This is a genomic window from Allokutzneria albata, assembly GCF_900103775.1.
Lineage (GTDB): Bacteria > Actinomycetota > Actinomycetes > Mycobacteriales > Pseudonocardiaceae > Allokutzneria > Allokutzneria albata.
Map to the genome: position 1 here is coordinate 5381693 of NZ_LT629701.1, position 16010 is coordinate 5397702.

14 protein-coding genes, 1 pseudogene and 1 riboswitch are annotated in these 16010 nt (G+C 71.1%); of the genes and pseudogenes, 6 read left to right on the forward strand and 9 right to left on the reverse strand.

Going from position 1 to position 16010, the window contains the following annotated elements:
* Window positions 1-39 precede the first annotated feature (39 nt).
* The 5 genes from typA to BLT28_RS24095 all read right to left on the reverse strand — a co-directional run bounded on the left by typA (window position 40) and on the right by BLT28_RS24095 (window position 5736).
* Window positions 40-1950 (reverse strand): translational GTPase TypA, encoded by a 1911-nt coding sequence (typA, locus tag BLT28_RS24075; RefSeq protein ID WP_030427640.1) that lies wholly within the window; start codon window positions 1948-1950, stop codon window positions 40-42.
* Between the two features lie 367 nt (window positions 1951-2317).
* A complete protein-coding gene (locus tag BLT28_RS24080; protein ID WP_030427639.1) occupies window positions 2318-2623 on the reverse strand; it encodes a YciI family protein in 306 nt (101 codons plus the stop codon).
* Between the two features lie 222 nt (window positions 2624-2845).
* A complete protein-coding gene (locus BLT28_RS42130; protein WP_231950400.1) occupies window positions 2846-3691 on the reverse strand; it encodes an NUDIX domain-containing protein in 846 nt (281 codons plus the stop codon).
* Window positions 3692-3709: 18 nt separating this feature from the next.
* Window positions 3710-5038 (reverse strand): sensor histidine kinase, encoded by a 1329-nt coding sequence (locus tag BLT28_RS24090; protein WP_030427637.1) that lies wholly within the window; start codon window positions 5036-5038, stop codon window positions 3710-3712.
* Window positions 5035-5736 carry a response regulator transcription factor gene (locus BLT28_RS24095; protein ID WP_030427636.1) on the reverse strand — a complete coding sequence of 234 codons (702 nt, stop codon included), beginning with the start codon at window positions 5734-5736 and terminating at the stop codon, window positions 5035-5037. Before BLT28_RS24095 ends, BLT28_RS24090 begins: the two co-directional genes overlap by 4 nt.
* 146 nt (window positions 5737-5882) lie before the next feature.
* On the opposite strand from BLT28_RS24095, the gene BLT28_RS24100 reads away from it, so the two are divergent.
* From BLT28_RS24100 to BLT28_RS24110, 3 genes are read left to right on the forward strand one after another with little or no spacing between them, the layout of a single operon-like run.
* Complete coding sequence (locus tag BLT28_RS24100; RefSeq protein ID WP_030427635.1) at window positions 5883-6998, forward strand: LolA family protein; 1116 nt, start codon at window positions 5883-5885, stop codon at window positions 6996-6998.
* A gap of 2 nt (window positions 6999-7000) precedes the next feature.
* Window positions 7001-7984 (forward strand): ABC transporter ATP-binding protein, encoded by a 984-nt coding sequence (locus BLT28_RS24105; protein ID WP_030427634.1) that lies wholly within the window; start codon window positions 7001-7003, stop codon window positions 7982-7984.
* The gene (locus BLT28_RS24110) at window positions 7981-8844 is read left to right on the forward strand and encodes an ABC transporter permease subunit (protein ID WP_030427633.1); all 864 of its coding nucleotides are present in this window, start codon (window positions 7981-7983) and stop codon (window positions 8842-8844) included. The genes BLT28_RS24105 and BLT28_RS24110 overlap by 4 nt, the downstream gene beginning before the upstream one ends.
* Before the next feature lie 51 nt (window positions 8845-8895).
* Here the strand turns inward: BLT28_RS24110 and BLT28_RS24115 are convergent.
* From BLT28_RS24115 to BLT28_RS24125, 3 genes and pseudogenes are all read right to left on the reverse strand, one after another.
* A pseudogene (locus BLT28_RS24115) lies at window positions 8896-9606 on the reverse strand (ABC transporter ATP-binding protein); the annotation flags it as partial.
* On the reverse strand, window positions 9606-11228 hold the full coding sequence (locus tag BLT28_RS24120) for an ABC transporter permease (protein ID WP_081900042.1): 1623 nt from the start codon (window positions 11226-11228) through the stop codon (window positions 9606-9608). The gene BLT28_RS24120 and the pseudogene BLT28_RS24115, both read right to left, overlap by 1 nt.
* Window positions 11204-12247, reverse strand: coding sequence for a thiamine ABC transporter substrate-binding protein (locus tag BLT28_RS24125; RefSeq protein WP_030427630.1), 1044 nt, complete (start codon window positions 12245-12247; stop codon window positions 11204-11206). Before BLT28_RS24125 ends, BLT28_RS24120 begins: the two co-directional genes overlap by 25 nt.
* Window positions 12248-12288: 41 nt before the next feature.
* A riboswitch (TPP riboswitch) is annotated at window positions 12289-12399 on the reverse strand.
* Window positions 12400-12447: 48 nt separating this feature from the next.
* Between BLT28_RS24125 and BLT28_RS24130 the strand changes: the two genes are divergently transcribed.
* A complete protein-coding gene (locus BLT28_RS24130; RefSeq protein ID WP_030427629.1) occupies window positions 12448-12741 on the forward strand; it encodes a 4a-hydroxytetrahydrobiopterin dehydratase in 294 nt (97 codons plus the stop codon).
* A 30-nt stretch (window positions 12742-12771) separates the two neighbouring features.
* Here the strand turns inward: BLT28_RS24130 and ychF are convergent, their stop codons facing one another.
* On the reverse strand, window positions 12772-13851 hold the full coding sequence (gene ychF, locus BLT28_RS24135; RefSeq protein WP_030427628.1) for a redox-regulated ATPase YchF: 1080 nt from the start codon (window positions 13849-13851) through the stop codon (window positions 12772-12774).
* Window positions 13852-13977: 126 nt separating this feature from the next.
* On the opposite strand from ychF, the gene BLT28_RS24140 reads away from it, so the two are divergent.
* A complete protein-coding gene (locus tag BLT28_RS24140) occupies window positions 13978-15489 on the forward strand; it encodes a DNA-3-methyladenine glycosylase 2 family protein (protein WP_081900066.1) in 1512 nt (503 codons plus the stop codon).
* On the forward strand, window positions 15486-16010 hold the full coding sequence (locus BLT28_RS24145; RefSeq protein ID WP_030427626.1) for a methylated-DNA--[protein]-cysteine S-methyltransferase: 525 nt from the start codon (window positions 15486-15488) through the stop codon (window positions 16008-16010). The genes BLT28_RS24140 and BLT28_RS24145 overlap by 4 nt, the downstream gene beginning before the upstream one ends.

Below are 16010 nucleotides of genomic sequence, written 5' to 3' on the forward strand. Positions count from 1 at the left end.
CCACCGGGATCGTCCGGCGGGGCCCGTCAGGTGCGAGTCCTAGTTCATGCGCTTGGCGCGGGCGCGCTCGCGGCCGCGCAGGTGTGAGTCCAGCACCAGCTTGCGCACCCGGATGACGCTCGGCGCGACCTCGACGCACTCGTCGGAGGCGCAGAACTCCAGTGCCTCCTCCAGGCCCAGCTTGCGCGGGCGGGCCAGGCGCTCCAGCTCGTCACCGGTGGAGGAGCGCATGTTGGTCAGCTTCTTCTCGCGGCAGACGTTGACGTCGAGGTCCTCGGCGCGCGGGTTCTCCCCGACGACCATGCCCTCGTAGGCGTCCGCGCCGGGCTCGACGAAGAAGGTGCCGCGGTCGGCCAGCTGGATCATCGCGTAGGCGGTGATCGCCCCGGTCCGGTCGGCGACCAGGGAGCCGGTGTGCCTCGCCCGGATCTCGCCCGCCCACGGGAAGTAGCCCTCGAAGACGTGGTTGGCGATGCCGGTGCCGCGGGTCTCGGTGAGGAACTCGGTGCGGAAGCCGATCAGGCCGCGGGCCGGGATGACGTACTCCAGCCGGATCCGGCCGGTGCCGTGCCCGCCCATGGTCTCCATCTGGCCCTTGCGGTTGGCCAGCAGCTGGGTGATCGCGCCGAGGTGCTCCTCCGGCGAGTCGATGGTCAGCCGCTCGAAGGGCTCGCAGAGCTTGCCGTCGATGGTCTTGGTGACCACCTGCGGCTTGCCGACGGTGAGCTCGAAGCCCTCCCGGCGCATGGTCTCCACCAGGATGGCCAGCGCCAGCTCGCCGCGGCCCTGCACCTCCCAGGTGTCGGGGCGCTCGGTGGGCAGCACGCGCACGCTGACGTTGCCGACCAGCTCGGCGTCCAGCCGCGACTTGACCATGCGGGCGGTCAGCTTGGTGCCGCCGTTGCGCCCGGCCAGCGGCGAGGTGTTCACGCCGATGGTCATGGAGATGGCCGGCTCGTCCACGGTGATCCGGGGCAGTGGGCGCGGGTCGTCCAGGTCGGCGAGGGTGTCGCCGATGGTGATCTCCGGGATGCCCGCGATGGCGACCAGGTCACCGGCGATGGCCTCCTCGGCGGGAACCCGCTCCAGGGCGTCGGTGATCAGCAGCTCGGTGATCTTGACGCGCTGGGTGGAGCCGTCCTCGCGGCACCAGGTGACCTGCTGGCCCTTCTGGATGCGGCCCGCGTGCACGCGGCAGAGCGCGATGCGGCCGAGGAAGCTGGAGGCGTCCAGGTTGGTGACCAGCGCCTGCAGCGGCGCGTCCACGTCGGCCTTGGGCGCGGGCACGTAGTCCAGCAGGACCTTGAACAGCTCGTCCAGGTTCTCCGTCTCCGGCAGCTCGCCGTCGCCGGGCTGGGCCAGCGACGCGCGGCCCGCGCGGGCGGAGGCGTAGATGACCGGCAGGTCCAGGATCGCGGCCTGGTCGACCTCGATGCCCGCGGACTCCAGGTCGGTCGCCAGCTCCAGCAGCAGGTCGTGGGTCTCCTCGACGACCTCGGAGATCCGGGCGTCCGGGCGGTCCACCTTGTTGACCACGAGCACCACCGGCAGCCCGGCGGCCAGGGTCTTGCGCAGCACGAAGCGGGTCTGCGGCAGCGGGCCCTCGGAGGCGTCCACCAGCAGCACGACGCCGTCGACCATGGACAGGCCGCGCTCGACCTCGCCGCCGAAGTCGGCGTGGCCGGGGGTGTCGACGACGTTGATGGTCACCGGGCCGTCGGGGGTCTCCCGGCGCACCGCGGTGTTCTTCGCGAGGATGGTGATGCCCTTCTCGCGCTCCAGCTCCCCGGAGTCCATGACCCGGTCGACCAGCTCGGCGCGGGCGGAGAAGGCGCCGGACTGCCGCAGCATGGCGTCGACGAGGGTGGTCTTGCCGTGGTCGACGTGCGCCACGATGGCGACGTTGCGCAGATCAGTCCTGGTGCGTTCGGTCGTCGGTGCGGTGGGCACGCGGGGGCTCCTTGAGTGAAATGCCAGGGGGCGGCCACCGGCTCCTACGCGCACGTGACCCACTTGGAGGATAGCTCCTGACGGAGCGTGGTCCCGACCACCCACAAGATCAGGCAAGCCTAACCTATCCTGTCCTGACGGAGCCGGACGACACGGGAGGAGGGCACGCATGGGCAAGGGAAAACTCAAGAAGAAGTGCTGCCGCTCGAAACCTCGATGCAAGCGTTGCCCAGTCCTCGCGTTATTGAAGGATAAAGAGAAGGCAAAGAAAAAGAAGTCCAAGTAAAGGACACCCGCCGGTCCTGGACTCCAGGAGACCGGCGGGACGCAGTAGTCCTCTAATGGGTGAACCCCGACTGGTTCTCGATCAGGACGCCTCGCCGAGCGCCTCGTTGTAGGCGAGCATGCCCTTGTCGGTCCTGGTGCAGCGGAAGTCGATCACCTGATACCTGGCCATCCTCCGCAGCACCAAGGGATCCCTGGCCAGGATCGCGTCCAGCTTGCCGCGGGCCATCGGCCGCGCGATGATCACCCGGCCCTCTCCGCCCGGCCGGCCGCCGGAGGCCAGGAAAAAGCCCGATTCGTACTGTTTCGTCACCCATTCCGCATGTTCCGCAAGAAGGTAGTCGATCTCGTCAACGGGGGCCGTGTAGGTCAGCAGCGCTATATACATGCCAATGACGGTAGGACCAGCTGATCTTCGGGTCGATAATTCTCCGTGATAGAATCTGAAAGTATGCGCATTCTTTATCTGTGCAGGCACGGGTTCCGGCGGACATAAGGATCAATTGCGCATTCCCGACACTTCGGCCGCCGCGCAGGCGCGCTCGCTGTGTCGAGGGTCTCCTCCCGGCCCGCCTTCCGAGCGGCCCGCAGTGACCGACCTCCCCGGCAGTCAGGGCGCTGCGGTCAGCAGCTCCCCGATGTCGGGCAGCAGCGCGATGTCCGGGTCGAGCCAGTCCAGCTCCGCGATGCGGTCGGCCGGAACCCACTCCACGGCGAGGTGTTCCAGGGCTTCGGGCAGCTCGTCGCCGTCGGCGAGGGTCGCCGCGTACGTGCGCATCACGTAGCCCTTGGGCAGCGGCACGTCCGGGCCGACGCGCTCGCCGACCCTGATCCGCGCGCCCAGCTCCTCCACGCATTCGCGGACCAGGGCGGCCTCGTCCGTCTCCCCCGCCTCCACTCGCCCGCCCGGCAGCTCCCACCGCCCGGCGAGGTGTTCCGGGTAGGACCGCTGCTGGGCGAGCACATGTCCTTTGTGGACGATCGCGGCGGCGACCACGACCGGCGCGGCGACCAGCTCGGCGATCCGCGACCGCAGCGCCGCTCCCCTGCGCCGCAGCAGCCGCAGCACGAACCGTCGCATCAGCAGCACGTCGGCGACCGAGCCGAGCGGTCCCCACGGCGAAACCCAGTGCACCGAGTCGGTGACCAGCGTTCCCGCGCCCGTCTCCGCCAAGGTGATGTCGTGCCGCAGCTCCCGCACGAGCTGGTCGGAGGAAGCCAGCTCCGAGGCCAGACCGGTGTCGTCAACGCGCACGATCTTGGTGCGCATCGGGACGCGGACACCGGGCACGAGCGGGACCTGGAAGCTCAGCACGTCACCGGTGCAGAGCAGATCGCCGCGGGCCGTGGTGCCGGCGCGCGGACCGGTCGCGCGGACAACGGCGACATCGCGAACCGCGGCCGCCACGGTGCGGATCGGCGCGTCGACGAGCAGGGTGGACCTCAGAACCGGCACGCGCCCGATCTTGGCACGTCAGAACTTGTGGGTGTGCCAGCGGATCTCCAGCCGGGCGCCGCCCTCGGGCGAGGCCCCCGCGCGCACGGTGCCGTCCCTGCGGTGCACGACGTCGGCCACCATCGCCAGGCCGAGGCCCGCTCCGCCGGAGTCGCGGTCCCGCGCGCCGTGCACGCGGTAGAACCGGTCGAACACGCGCTCCCGGTGCTCCGGCGGGATGCCTTCGCCGTCGTCGTCGACCACGAGGCGCGTCTGCGGCCCGGCGGGCAGCACCATCACGCGCACCTGCGTCCTGGCGTAGCGGCGCGCGTTGCGCAGCAGGTTGTCGAGGACCAGCTCGACCTCCTGGCCGGTGGCGCGCACCCACACCGGGACGAACGTCTCCACGCGGACCAGTGGCCCGTCATCCGGCTGACGGCGCACGACGTCGCGGACCAGCCCGGTCAGCTCGACGGCGTCCACCGGCGGGAGCGCGGCCGTGTCGGACCGGGCCAGCTTCAGCAGGTGGTCGACGACCTCGGAGAGCCGTTCCGCCTCGATGGCGATCTCTTCGAGGACTTCCTGGGCCGCGTCGGGATCGGGGTAGGCGACGGCGACCTCGGCCTGGGCGCGGATGGAGGCGACCGGGGAACGGAGTTCGTGCGCGGCGGCGCCGCTGAACTGGCGCATCCGTTCCGCCGACTCGTCGCGCCTGGCGAGCAGGCTGTTCAGGGCTTCGGCCAGGGAGTGGAGTTCGTCGCGGGCTTCCGGCAGCGGCAACCGCTCCCCGGCGGGCAGGGCTTGGGCGGCCGAGCGCAGCCGCTCCACCGGCCGCAGCGACCAGCGCACCGTGACCCACGCGGTGAACGCGACGGCCGCGGTGCCGAGCAGGGCGACGGGCACGAACCAGCCGACGATGTTCTCGAACAGCCTGAGGTTGTCGCCCGCGTCCAGCCCGGCCAGCACGAGCCGCTGCGATCCGTCGGGCGCGCTGACGACGGTCGGCTTCCACCTGGTCGAGTTGTAGTTGCGGTAGACCGTCAGCGGTTCCCCGGCGAGCAACGTGCGGACTTCCGACGGGTAGAGGTCTACTTGACTGCTGCCGTCAACGGGCTCGCCCGCCGTGTTGAGCACCCGGATCAGCACCGCGCCCGCCTGGGTCGCGGTGGGTTTGCCCTCGGCGACCGAGCTGGACGCGGACAGCAGCACGTTCCTGAGCTGGTTGTCCATCTGGTCGGTGAGGCCCTTGGTCAGCACAGTCGACATGACCTGCGCCAGCACCAGGAAGCCGCCGAGCGCCGCGGCGGCGGCGACCATCGTGATGCGCCCGCGCAGGCTGCGGCCGCGCCACCAGCGCAGAACTCTCATGTCTCGGACACGGTCTCGTCGACCGCGAGGTAACCGTGTCCCCGGACAGTGCGCACGAGGTGCCCGGCTCCGGCGGCGTCCAGCTTGCGGCGGAGGTAGCCCACGTACACCTCGACGGCGTTGCGCGTGGCCGCCTGCTCATCGCCCCACACCGCGCGCAGCAGATCGTCCTTGCCGACGACGGTGCCCGCGCGCCCGGCCAGCGCGGTGAGCAGGGCGTACTCCCGCGGGCTGAGCGGGACCGGCTCGCCGTCCCAGATCACCTCGCGCGCGGCCTGGTCGATCTCCAGGCGGCCGAGGCGAAGCCGGGACCGGCCCGAGCCGCCCTCGGCCGCGTTGCGCCGCAGCAGCGCCTTGACCTGCGCGACCAGCACCATGAACGAGAACGGTTTGACGATGTAGCCGTCGGCGCCCAGGTCCAGCCCGTCGGCCTGGTCGACCTCGCCGTCCTTGGCGGAGAGCATCAGCACCGGAGTGGTGACACCGTCCGCGCGCAGCTGCTGGAGCACCCGGTAGCCCGACAGCCCCGGCAGCATGATGTCCAGCAGGACGAGGTCGAACGCGCCGGTCAGCGCCGCACGCAGGCCGCTGGGGCCGTCCTCGGCGGTGACCACGTCCATGCCTTCGGCGCGCAGCCCCCGCTGGAGGGCCCTGCGCACTCCGACCTCGTCGTCCACTACGAGCACCCGTGGCTTCACGTGCACAGCATGCCCTTAGCTGAGAGTCTTGTGGTTCACCTCTCAGCGCTATCTCAGCGTGCGGTGGCGGTCTCAGGTCTATCTCAGCGTGGTGCGGGCACTGTCGTCATCACACGGAGGGAAACCCGTCCGAGGAGGAGACGAACATGGATCGGAAGAAGGCCACAGTCGCCGCGGCCACCGTCGGCGCGCTCGCCGGTGCGGTCGGGCTGACCGTGCTGGCCATGCCCTCTGGCGCGGGTGCCGCTCCCGTGCTGCCGCCGGTGAACCCGGAGCAGCTGGTGCAGTCGGTGCTCAGCCAGAAGGAGATTCCGGCGCTGGGGGGCACCGTCGAGGGCAAGACCAACCTCGGTATTCCCGCCATCCCGAACCTCCCGCAGGAGCTCAGCGGGATGTCCGCGAAGATCTGGTCCGACGGTGCCGGCAAGTCCCGCATCGCCACCAGCAAGACGGGCAGCGAGAAGATCGCGGTCAACGACGGCACCACCGCGTGGAGCTACGACTCCAGCACGAAGGTCGTCACCAAGTTCACCTACGACAAGTCCAAGGCCCCGAAGGAACGCCCCGAGGAGCTGAACGACCCGGCCGCCGCCGCGAAGAAGCTCATCGACGTGATCCGGCCGAACAGCAGCATCTCGGTGGACGGCACGGCGAGCGTGGCCGGCCGCGACGCCTACGAGCTGGTGCTCGCCCCGGCGCCGACCGAGCGCACGCTGCTGCGCGAGGTCCGCATCGCCGTGGACGCCGAGAAGCGCATCCCGCTGCGGGTGGTCGTGCTGGCCAACGGCTCCAGCGATCCGGTCGCCCAGCTCGGCTTCACCAAGCTGGACATCGGCGCCCAGGACCCGAAGCTGTTCACCTTCACCCCGCCCGCGGGCTCGAAGGTCGAGGACGCCACCGGCAAGGCCAAGGAGTTCGAGTCCGAGCACCGCGAGGAGTTCGAGAAGAACCACAAGCCGGGCGAGACCCCGAAGCTGCCGGAGAACGAGCTGTTCAAGGTCGTCGGCGAGGGCTGGGACACCACCGTCGCCGGGCGCCTGCCCAAGCAGGAGCAGAGGCCCAAGGACTCCGACGCCAAGGCCGGGGCGCAGAACCCGATCGACCTGGTCAAGCAGTTCGGAACCAGGGCTGAGGGTCCGTGGGGCAAGGGCTACCTGATCACCACCAAGGTCGGCACCGGTCTGCTCACCGACGACGGCCGCTTCGCCGCGGGCGCCGTCCCGTCCCAGGTGCTCATCGAGGCGATCGGCACCGTGAAGTGAGCCTGAGCACCGAGCCGCTTGCGGTGACCGGTGCTGCGGGGGCGGCGGAGTCCGCCGCCCCCGCTCTCGCGGCCCGTACCAGTGGACTACGCAAGGTCTACGGACGCACCGTCGCGGTCGACTGCGTCGACCTGGAGGTCCCGCAGGGCGCGGTGCTCGGCCTGCTGGGGCCCAACGGCTCCGGCAAGACCACGACGATCAGGATGCTGCTCGGCCTGACCAGGCCGAGCGCGGGCAGCGTCGAGCTGCTCGGGGTGCCCATGCCCGACGGCGCGGACCGCGCGCTGCCGCACGTGGGCGCGCTGGTGGAGGGGCCGGGTTTCCACCCGTTCCTGTCCGGCCGGGAGAACCTGCGCCGCTGCGCCGCCGCCGAACCGCTGCTGCCGACCGGGGGGATCTCCAGGGCCGTCGACGAGGCGCTGGAGCGGGTCGGTCTCGCGGCCGCGGCCACGCGCAAGTACCGGGGGTACTCGCTCGGCATGAAGCAGCGGCTCGGCCTGGCCGCCGCGCTGCTGGTGCCGAGGCGGCTGGTGGTGCTCGACGAGCCCACGAACGGGTTGGACCCCGCGGGTACCAGGGAGATCCGCGGCGTCATGGCCCAGCTGCACGAGTCCGGGACGACGGTGGTCGTGTCCTCGCACCTGCTCGCCGAGGTCGAGGCGACCTGCACGCACGTCGCGGTGCTGCACCAGGGCACCGCGGTGGCGCAGGGCGGGCTGCAGGAGCTGCTCGACGCCGGGACGCCGACCCTCACAGTGTCCACAGAGGACGTTCAGCTCGCCGTGGATACCCTGCGGGACAACCGCATTCCGTTCAAGTTGGATGTGGACGGTGTGCGGATCGAACTGGTGACGACGACCTCGCAGCAGGTGATCGAGAAGCTGGTGCTCGCCGGGGTGGGCGTGCGTGAGGCGCGCCGCGAGCGGACCGGCCTCGAGGAGCTGTTCGCCCGGCTCACCGAGTCCGACGTGCGGGAGGGGTCATGACCACGGCGACGATCGCTTCACCGCAGCTGCTGGAGAAGACCCCTCGGGCGCCCTTGGGCAGGCTGTTGCGGTCGGAGCTGCGGTGGGTGCTGCGGCGGCCGAGGACGCTGGCGGCGCTCGGCGTGCTCGCGCTGGTCCCGATCGGGCTCGGCGTGCTGATGTCGATGCTGGACCTCGGCGGGGCGCCGCTGCAGGGCCCACCGGTGCTGGCGTCCTTGCTGGGCAACGGGATGGTGCTGCCGCTCGCGGCGATGACCATGGCGATGCCGCTGCTGATGCCGATGATCGTCTCGATGACCGCGGCGGACGCGATCGCGGGCGAGTCCTCCCACGGCACCCTGCGCGGCCTGCTGATCGCTCCGATCGGCCGCACCAGGCTGGTCGCGGTGAAGGCCGTCGGCGTGGCCGCGGTGACCGCGATCGCCGTGGCGGTGCTCGCCCTCCTGGGCATCACTGCCGGCGTCGTCTTCACCGGCACCACCGAGTTCACGTCGCTGTCGGGGACCTCACTGACCTTCGCGGAGGGGATCGGGCGCGTCGGCGTCGCGGCCGCGTGGGTGTGGCTGCAGATGTTCGCGGTGGCGGCGGTCGCGCTGGCGCTGTCCTCGTTCACCGACCACCCCCTCGTGGTGCTGGCAGTGATGATGGGCTCGCTGATCGTCTTCGCGGTGCTCGGAGGGATCGCGGACCTGTCATGGCTGCACCCGGTGCTGCTGACGACGGGGTGGACGTCGGTGATCGACGTGATCCGCGACCCGATGGAGACCACCACGCTGGTGCAGAGCGGGGTCCGGGCGCTCTGCTACATCGTGATCGGACTGTCAGCCACCGTGGCGCGCATGGCGACCAAGGACAGCTGACTCGGCCACCGGCGAGCCGCAGCAGGGGCAGCTCGCCGGCTCACCGGGACTGGTCGTGCGGCCGAGGAACGCGGCGACATCGGCGTCGACGGGGTGGCGCCAGACCTCGTCAGGCGTTCCCGTCTGCACGACCTTTCCTTTGCGCATCAAGGCGATTCGATCAGCCAGAGCGAAGGCCTCGTCGTGGTCGTGGGTCACCAGGAGGGCGGTGGCGCCCGCCCGGCGCAGGAGCACGGCGAGGTCCGCCGCCAGCTGCTCGCGCAGTGCGCGATCCAGTGCGGACAACGGTTCGTCGAGCAACAACAGCTTCGGCCGGGGCGCGAGGGCGCGCGCCAACGCCACGCGCTGCTGCTCTCCCCCGGACAGCTCGGTGGTGCGCCGCGAGCCGTAGCCGGGAAGGCCGACCAGGTCGAGGAGTTCCGCGACGCGCTCGGCCTGGGCCTTCTTGTCCACGCCCCGCATACGCAGTCCGAACGCGACGTTGCCCGCTACGTCGCGGTGCGGGAACAGTTGACCGTCCTGGAAGACCAGGCCGAACCCGCGCCGGTGGACCGGCACCGCGGCCAGGTCCGTCCGATCCCACTCCACCGTGCCGGAGTGCGCGCGTTCCAGGCCCGCGACCGCGCGCAGCAGGGTCGACTTGCCGCAGCCGGAGGGCCCGAGCAGCGCGAGCACCTCACCGTCGGCGATCTCCAGATCCACGTCGGAGACGGCGACTGTCTGTCCGTAGTGGACACTGAGGGAACTGAGCCGGAGGCCCATCAGAACTCTCCAAGGGCTTCGGTGCCGACGCGGACACGCTCGATCAACGCGACCGCGGCAACTGTGACGATCATGAGCAGCACGCACGACGCGTAGGCCATCTGCACGTTCAGCTCGCCCGGCCGGGAGATCAACCGGGAGATCGCCACCGGCAGGGTCGGCGCGTCCGGCCGCACCAGGAAGCTGGTCGCACCGAACTCACCGAGCGCGACCACGTAACCGAATCCCGCGGCGGCGAGCAGGGACCGCCCCGCGAACGGCAGGTCGACCTCGCGCCACACCCGCAGTGGCGACGCGCCGAGCGTCGCGGCGGCCTGGCGGAGGCGGTCGTCGATCGCCCGCAACACCGGCAACACGGTCCGGATGATCAGCGGCATCACCACGAGCGCCTGCGCGAACGGCACCAGGACAGGCGACGAACGGAGATCACCGGGCAACGCGTCCATCGTGACGAGGTAACCGAAACCAACGGTCACCGCGGACACGCCGAGCGGGAGCATCAGCACCATGTCCATCGCCTCGGCGAGCCGTCCGCGGCGCCGGCGGAGCTGCGACAGCACCACCGCGGCGAGCACTCCGAGGAACATCGCGAGGAGCGTCGCGTCGAACGCGGTCCCCAGGGAGTTCACCGCGGCGTCGAGCCCTGACACGCCCAAGGTCGACTTCGCCGCGTCGCCGGCGAGCGCCGTGTAGCCCGCGAAGCTCCAACCGTCCCTTGTGGACAGCGACTGGGCGATCAACGAGAACACGGGCAGCAGGAGGAGAACCACCACCGCGACCGCGGACCCGACCACGATCCACTCAGCCCCTTCGGGGCGCCGAGCCGTCTCCGTGCGGCTGCGCAACGCCAGCGCGGTCTCGCGCTTGCGCCGCGCGATGGCTCCGACGAGGAGTGCGCCGACCACGGCGACGAGCTGCAAGAGGGACAGCGCGGAGGCTCCCGGAAGATCCAGCAGCTGCACCGTGCGGAGGTAGATCTCGGTCTCCAACGTCCGGTACTCGGAACCGCCGAGCACCAGGACTACCCCGAAACTCGTTGCGCAGAAAAGAAAAACAACGGCCAGGGCCGATCCGATCGCGGGCGCCAGCGCGGGCAGGGTCACCGAGGTGAAGGCGCGCCAACGGGAAGCGCCCAGTGCGCGTGCGGCGTCCTCGGCCCGGCGGTCGAGGTTCGCCCACAGACCACCGACCGTGCGAGCCACCACCGCGACGTTGAAGAACGCGTTGGCCAGCACGATCGCGAACACGCCACCGTCACCGAGCACCGACCGGAAAGCCATGCCCACCACCAGTGTGGGCAACACGAACGGGATCGTGACGATCAACCGGACCAGCGCCCGCCCGCGCACCGCACAGCGCGCGAGCAGGTAGGCAACCGGGAGCCCGGCGAGCAGGGCGACCACTGTGGACGCTGCCGCCTGGCCGAGCGTGAAAGCGACGAGGTCCCAGGTCTGCGGGTCCGCGAGCACCGCGCCGACCCCGGCCTCGCGCAACCCCAGGCCGAGGATCGCGGCGACCGGCCAGGCGAAGAACACGACGAGGAACAGCAGGGGAACCGCTGCTCCTACGCCAAGGGAGATCTTCGTGCCGCGCACCGTCAGCCCTGCACGACCGACCGCCACTGGGTGAGCCAACGCTCACGGTCGCGGTCGACCTGCTGGGCCGGCAACTCCAGCGCCTTGGCGGGCAGCGGGGCGGCCACCTGCCAGGACTGCGGCAGGGCGACGCCTTCCCGAGCCGGGTAGACGAACATCTGCTCGGCCAGCTGCGACTGCACCTTGTCCGACAGCAGGAAGTCCACGACCTTGCGCGCGCCGTCGACGTTCTTCGCGCCGTTGAGCACGCCCGCGTACTCGACCTGGCGGTAGCACCCGGACAGCAGCGCCTTGGTGCGCGGCTTGCCGTCCTGACCGACCTCGGCCGACGGCGACGAGGCGTAGGAGACGACCAGCGGGCGCGGTCCCTTGCCGGAGGAGCCGGAGAAGTCCTGGTTGTAGCTCTCCTCCCAGCCGCCCGCGATCTTGACCCCGTTGGCCTTGAGCTTGGTCCAGTACTCCGCCCAGCCCTGCTCGCCGAAGGTGGCCACGGTGGTGAGCAGGAACGCCAGCCCGGGCGAGGAGGTCGCCGGGTTCTGCACGACGAGCAGGCCCTTGAAGCGCGGGTCGGTCAGGTCCGCGAGCGAGGTGGGCTCGGGAATGCCGCGTTGGGCGAGGAAACCGGTGTCGATGTTGAGGCACACGTCACCGACGTCGACGGCACTGAGCCGGTCCTCGCCACCGGCGACGGCGTAGCGCTGCGCCCCCTTCGCGGCCTCCGGGCTCTTGTACGGCTGGAGCAGGTTCTGGCCGAGCGCGCGGGAGGCGTAGGTGGAGTCGATGCCGTAGACCGCGTCGGCCAGCGGGTTGCCCTTGGTCAGCACGAGCTGGTTGGTCATCTCGCCCGCGTCGCCGCGACGGCTGATCTCGATGGTGATGCCGGTGTTCTTGGTGAACTCGTCCAGCACCGGCTTCGGCAGCGCGAACGAGTTGTGCGTCACCAGGACGACCTTGTCACCGCTCGTGGCCGCTCCGTTGCCACCCGTCAGCGAACAGCCGCTGACCAGCGCGAGCACCAGCAGCGCTACGAGTGTTCTGCTCCGCATTCCGTCCCTCCCGGTCGCCGTTGTCGTGACCACGAGGCACCGCGAGCGGCGCGCAACCTCCCTACACCGGCATGATCCGGATCAGGTTCGTACGGTCGAGGGCTGGCGGCCCTCCTCTCAGCCCGGCATACCGGGCTCCCGTGGCACCCCCAGCGTACGTCGGACTCGCGGGCGGCGGGAGCCAGGACCACCATGGAGGCATGGCCGAGCTGCTGAACGACGAACAGGTGACCACGGCGCTGAGCACGCTCCCCGGCTGGCGCCAGGAGGAACGGGCGCTCGTGCGCACCGCGGAGCTGCCGAGCTTCACTGACGCGATCCGCGTGGTGAACCGGGTGGCGGAGATCGCCGAGAACGACGACCACCACCCGGACATCGACATCCGCTGGCGCACGCTGACCTTCCGGTGCTCGACGCACTCCGAAGGCGGTATCACCGCGCTGGACGTGTCGCTGGCCGAGGAGATCGACGGTGTGCTGGACACGCTGGGCTGACCCGCGCTGCCCGGGCCGCGGCGCCGGGGGTCAGACGTTGAAGCGGAAGTCCACCACGTCGCCGTCTGCCATCACGTAGTCCTTGCCCTCCATGCGGACCTTGCCCGCCGAGCGCGCCGCTGCCATCGAACCCGCCTCGACCAGGTCGGCGAAGGAGACGATCTCCGCCTTGATGAAGCCGCGCTCGAAGTCGGTGTGGATGACGCCCGCGGCCTGCGGAGCGGTCCAGCCCTTGCGGATGGTCCACGCGCGGGACTCCTTCGGCCCCGCGGTGAGGTAGGTCTGCATGCCGAGCGTGTGGAAGCCCGCGCGGGCCAGCGAGTGCAGTCCGGGCTCCTCCTGGCCGATGGTCTCCAGCAGCTCGCGGGCGGACTCCTCGTCCAGCTCCAGCAGCTCGGCCTCGACCTTGGCGTCCAGGAAGACCGCGTCGGCCGGGGCGACCAGCTCGCGCAGCTCCTTCTTGCGGGCCTCGTTGGTCAGCACGCCCTCGTCGGCGTTGAAGACGTAGAGGAACGGCTTGGTGGTGAGCAGGTTCAGCTCGCGCAGCTCGGTCAGGTCCACCTCGGCCTGAGCGGCGAAGAGGGTGCGGCCGCCGTCGAGGATGTCCTTGGCCTGCTTGGCCGCCTCCAGCGCCGCGCGCCGGTCCTTCTGGACCCGGGCCTCCTTCTCCAGCCTGGTGAGCGCCTTCTCCAGGGTCTGCAGGTCGGCGAGGATCAGCTCGGTGTTGATCGTCTCGATGTCGGAGACCGGGTCGAAGGCACCGTCGACGTGGATTACGTCCGGGTCCTCGAAGACGCGGACGACCTGGCAGATGGCGTTCGCCTCGCGGATGTTGGCGAGGAACTGGTTGCCCAGCCCCGCCCCCTCGGACGCCCCGCGCACGATGCCCGCGATGTCGACGAAGGACACGGTGGCGGGCACGATCCGCTCGCTGCCGAAGATCTTCGCGAGCTGGTCGAGCCGCGCGTCCGGCAGCGGGACCACACCGACGTTGGGCTCGATGGTGGCGAACGGGTAGTTCGCGGCGAGCACGTCGTTGCGGGTCAGCGCGTTGAACAGGGTGGACTTGCCCACGTTGGGCAGCCCGACGATGCCGAGGGTGAGACTCACGTCTGGGGAGTCTAGGTGCCCGCCCGCACCCGTCCGGCCACGGGCGGCGCAACCGGGTCCGCCCGGGTGATCGCCGCGGCCGATTTCCGCCAGCCGGGGGTCGGCGCTGCTGGCAGCATCGGTGTCGTGCTGGTCGACTCAGAGCGTGCCTACCGGGCCGTCGCCTCCCGCGACGCCCGCTTCGACGGCTGCTTCGTGCTGGCCGTCCGCACCACGGGCATCTACTGCCGCCCGTCCTGCCCGGCGATGACGCCCAAGCGCCGCAACGTCGAGTTCTTCCCGACCACGGCCGCCGCCCAGTCCTCCGGCTACCGGGCCTGCAGGCGCTGCCTGCCGGACGCGGTGCCCGGGTCACCGGAGTGGGACCTGCGCGCCGACCTGGCGTCCAGGGCGATGCGGTTGATCGGCGACGGGGTCGTGGAGCGCGAGGGCGTTCCCGGCCTCGCGCGCAGGCTCGGCTACTCCGAGCGGCACCTGTCCCGGGTGCTCACCGCCGAGCTGGGCGCGGGCCCGCTCGCGCTGGCCCGGGCGCACCGGGCGCACGCCGCGCGCACCTTGATCGAGACGACGGCGCTGCCGTTCGCCGACATCGCCTTCGCCGCCGGGTTCTCCAGCGTGCGCCAGTTCAACGAGACCATGCAGGCCGTCTTCGCCGCATCGCCCTCCGTGCTGCGCGCGGGCGCGCAGAAACGCCGCAGGTCCGACGCACCGGCCGAGCCCAGGACCGGAACGATCACCCTGCGCCTGCCGTTCCGCCCGCCGATGGACGCCGACGGCCTGCTGGCTTTCCTTGCCGCACGGGCGATTCCGGGTGTGGAGCACGTCGAGGCGGGCGTCTACTCCCGCGCGATCGCGCTGCCGCACGGCTCCGCGACCGTGCGCCTGGAGCCGGCGCCGACCCATGTGCACTGCCGCCTCCACCTGGTCGACCTGCGCGACCTGGGCGCGGCCGTGTCCCGGGTCCGCAGGCTGCTCGACCTGGACGCCGATCCGCTCGCCGTGGACGAGGTGTTGTCCGCCGACGCCTCCCTCCGCCCGCTCGTGGCCGCGACGCCCGGGATCCGGGTGCCGGGCACCATGGACGCGCACGAGATGCTGGTGCGCGCCCTGCTCGGCCAGCAGGTGTCCGTGGCCTCCGCCCGCACCGCCGTCGCCGCGCTGACCCGGGTGCTCGGCACTCCCCTGCCGAGCACTCAGCTCCCCACCGCGGAGGACCAGCTGACCACGCTGTTCCCCACCGCGGAGGCCATCGCCGCACGCGGCGCCGAGGTGCTCACCGGCCCGCGCAAACGCGTCGAGACGGTGCTCGCCGCCTGCGCGGCCCTGGCCGACGGCTCGCTGCAGCTGCACATCGGCCGCGACGACAGCGAACTCGTCGCCGAGCTCCAAGAGCTGCCGGGCATCGGCCGGTGGACCGCCGACTACCTGGCCATGCGGGTCCTCGGCACACCCGATGTCCTGCTCGCCACGGACACGGCCATGCGCAAGGGCGCCGGAGCGCTCGGACTACCGTCCGATGTGGACGGTCTCCGGACCCGCGCCAGGTCCTGGCGTCCCTGGCGGTCCTACGCCGGAATGCACCTGTGGCACGCCGCCGCGCCGGCCGCGTCCCCCTCGACCACAAGGAGAACCGCATGAGCACGGCCACTGTCCGTTCCGCCACGGCGCACTCGGCCACGGTGGACACGCCGATCGGGCCGTTCACCGCGATCACCGCCGACGACGGCGTCGTGCTGGCCTCGGGCTGGACCGGAGCCGTCGACGACCTGCTCGCGGTGATCTCGCCCGCGTTGCGCCCGGCCGAGGTCACGTCCCGCGCCGAACTCGGGCCTGTCACCAGGGCCGTCCGCGACTACCACGCCGGTCAGCTGGACGCGGTGGCCGAGGTTCCGGTGCGGCAGCGCGGCGGGGAGTTCATGGAGCACGCGTGGACCGCACTGCGCACCGTGCCCGCGGGGACACCGGTGACCTACGCCGACTACGCCGCTCTGGCCGGTCGCCCCCAGGCGATCCGCGCCGCCGCGTCCGCGTGCGCTCGCAACGCCGCCGCGCTGTTCGTCCCGTGCCACCGGGTCCTGCGCACCGGTGGGGGGATCGGGGGCTTCCGGTGGGGAGTCGAGGCCAAGCGCTGGCTGCTGGACCACGAGGACCGGAATTGA

Bases quoted from the DNA above. Each gene is read 5' to 3' on its own strand.
- BLT28_RS24125 (WP_030427630.1), bottom strand. From the start codon at position 12,247: ATGCGGAGCAGAACACTCGTAGCGCTGCTGGTGCTCGCGCTGGTCAGC.
- BLT28_RS24130 (WP_030427629.1), top strand. From the start codon at position 12,448: ATGGCCGAGCTGCTGAACGACGAACAGGTGACCACGGCGCTGAGCACG.
- BLT28_RS24080 (WP_030427639.1), bottom strand. From the start codon at position 2,623: ATGTATATAGCGCTGCTGACCTACACGGCCCCCGTTGACGAGATCGAC.
- BLT28_RS24090 (WP_030427637.1), bottom strand. From the start codon at position 5,038: ATGAGAGTTCTGCGCTGGTGGCGCGGCCGCAGCCTGCGCGGGCGCATC.
- BLT28_RS24100 (WP_030427635.1), top strand. From the start codon at position 5,883: ATGGATCGGAAGAAGGCCACAGTCGCCGCGGCCACCGTCGGCGCGCTC.
- BLT28_RS24110 (WP_030427633.1), top strand. From the start codon at position 7,981: ATGACCACGGCGACGATCGCTTCACCGCAGCTGCTGGAGAAGACCCCT.
- BLT28_RS24145 (WP_030427626.1), top strand. From the start codon at position 15,486: ATGAGCACGGCCACTGTCCGTTCCGCCACGGCGCACTCGGCCACGGTG.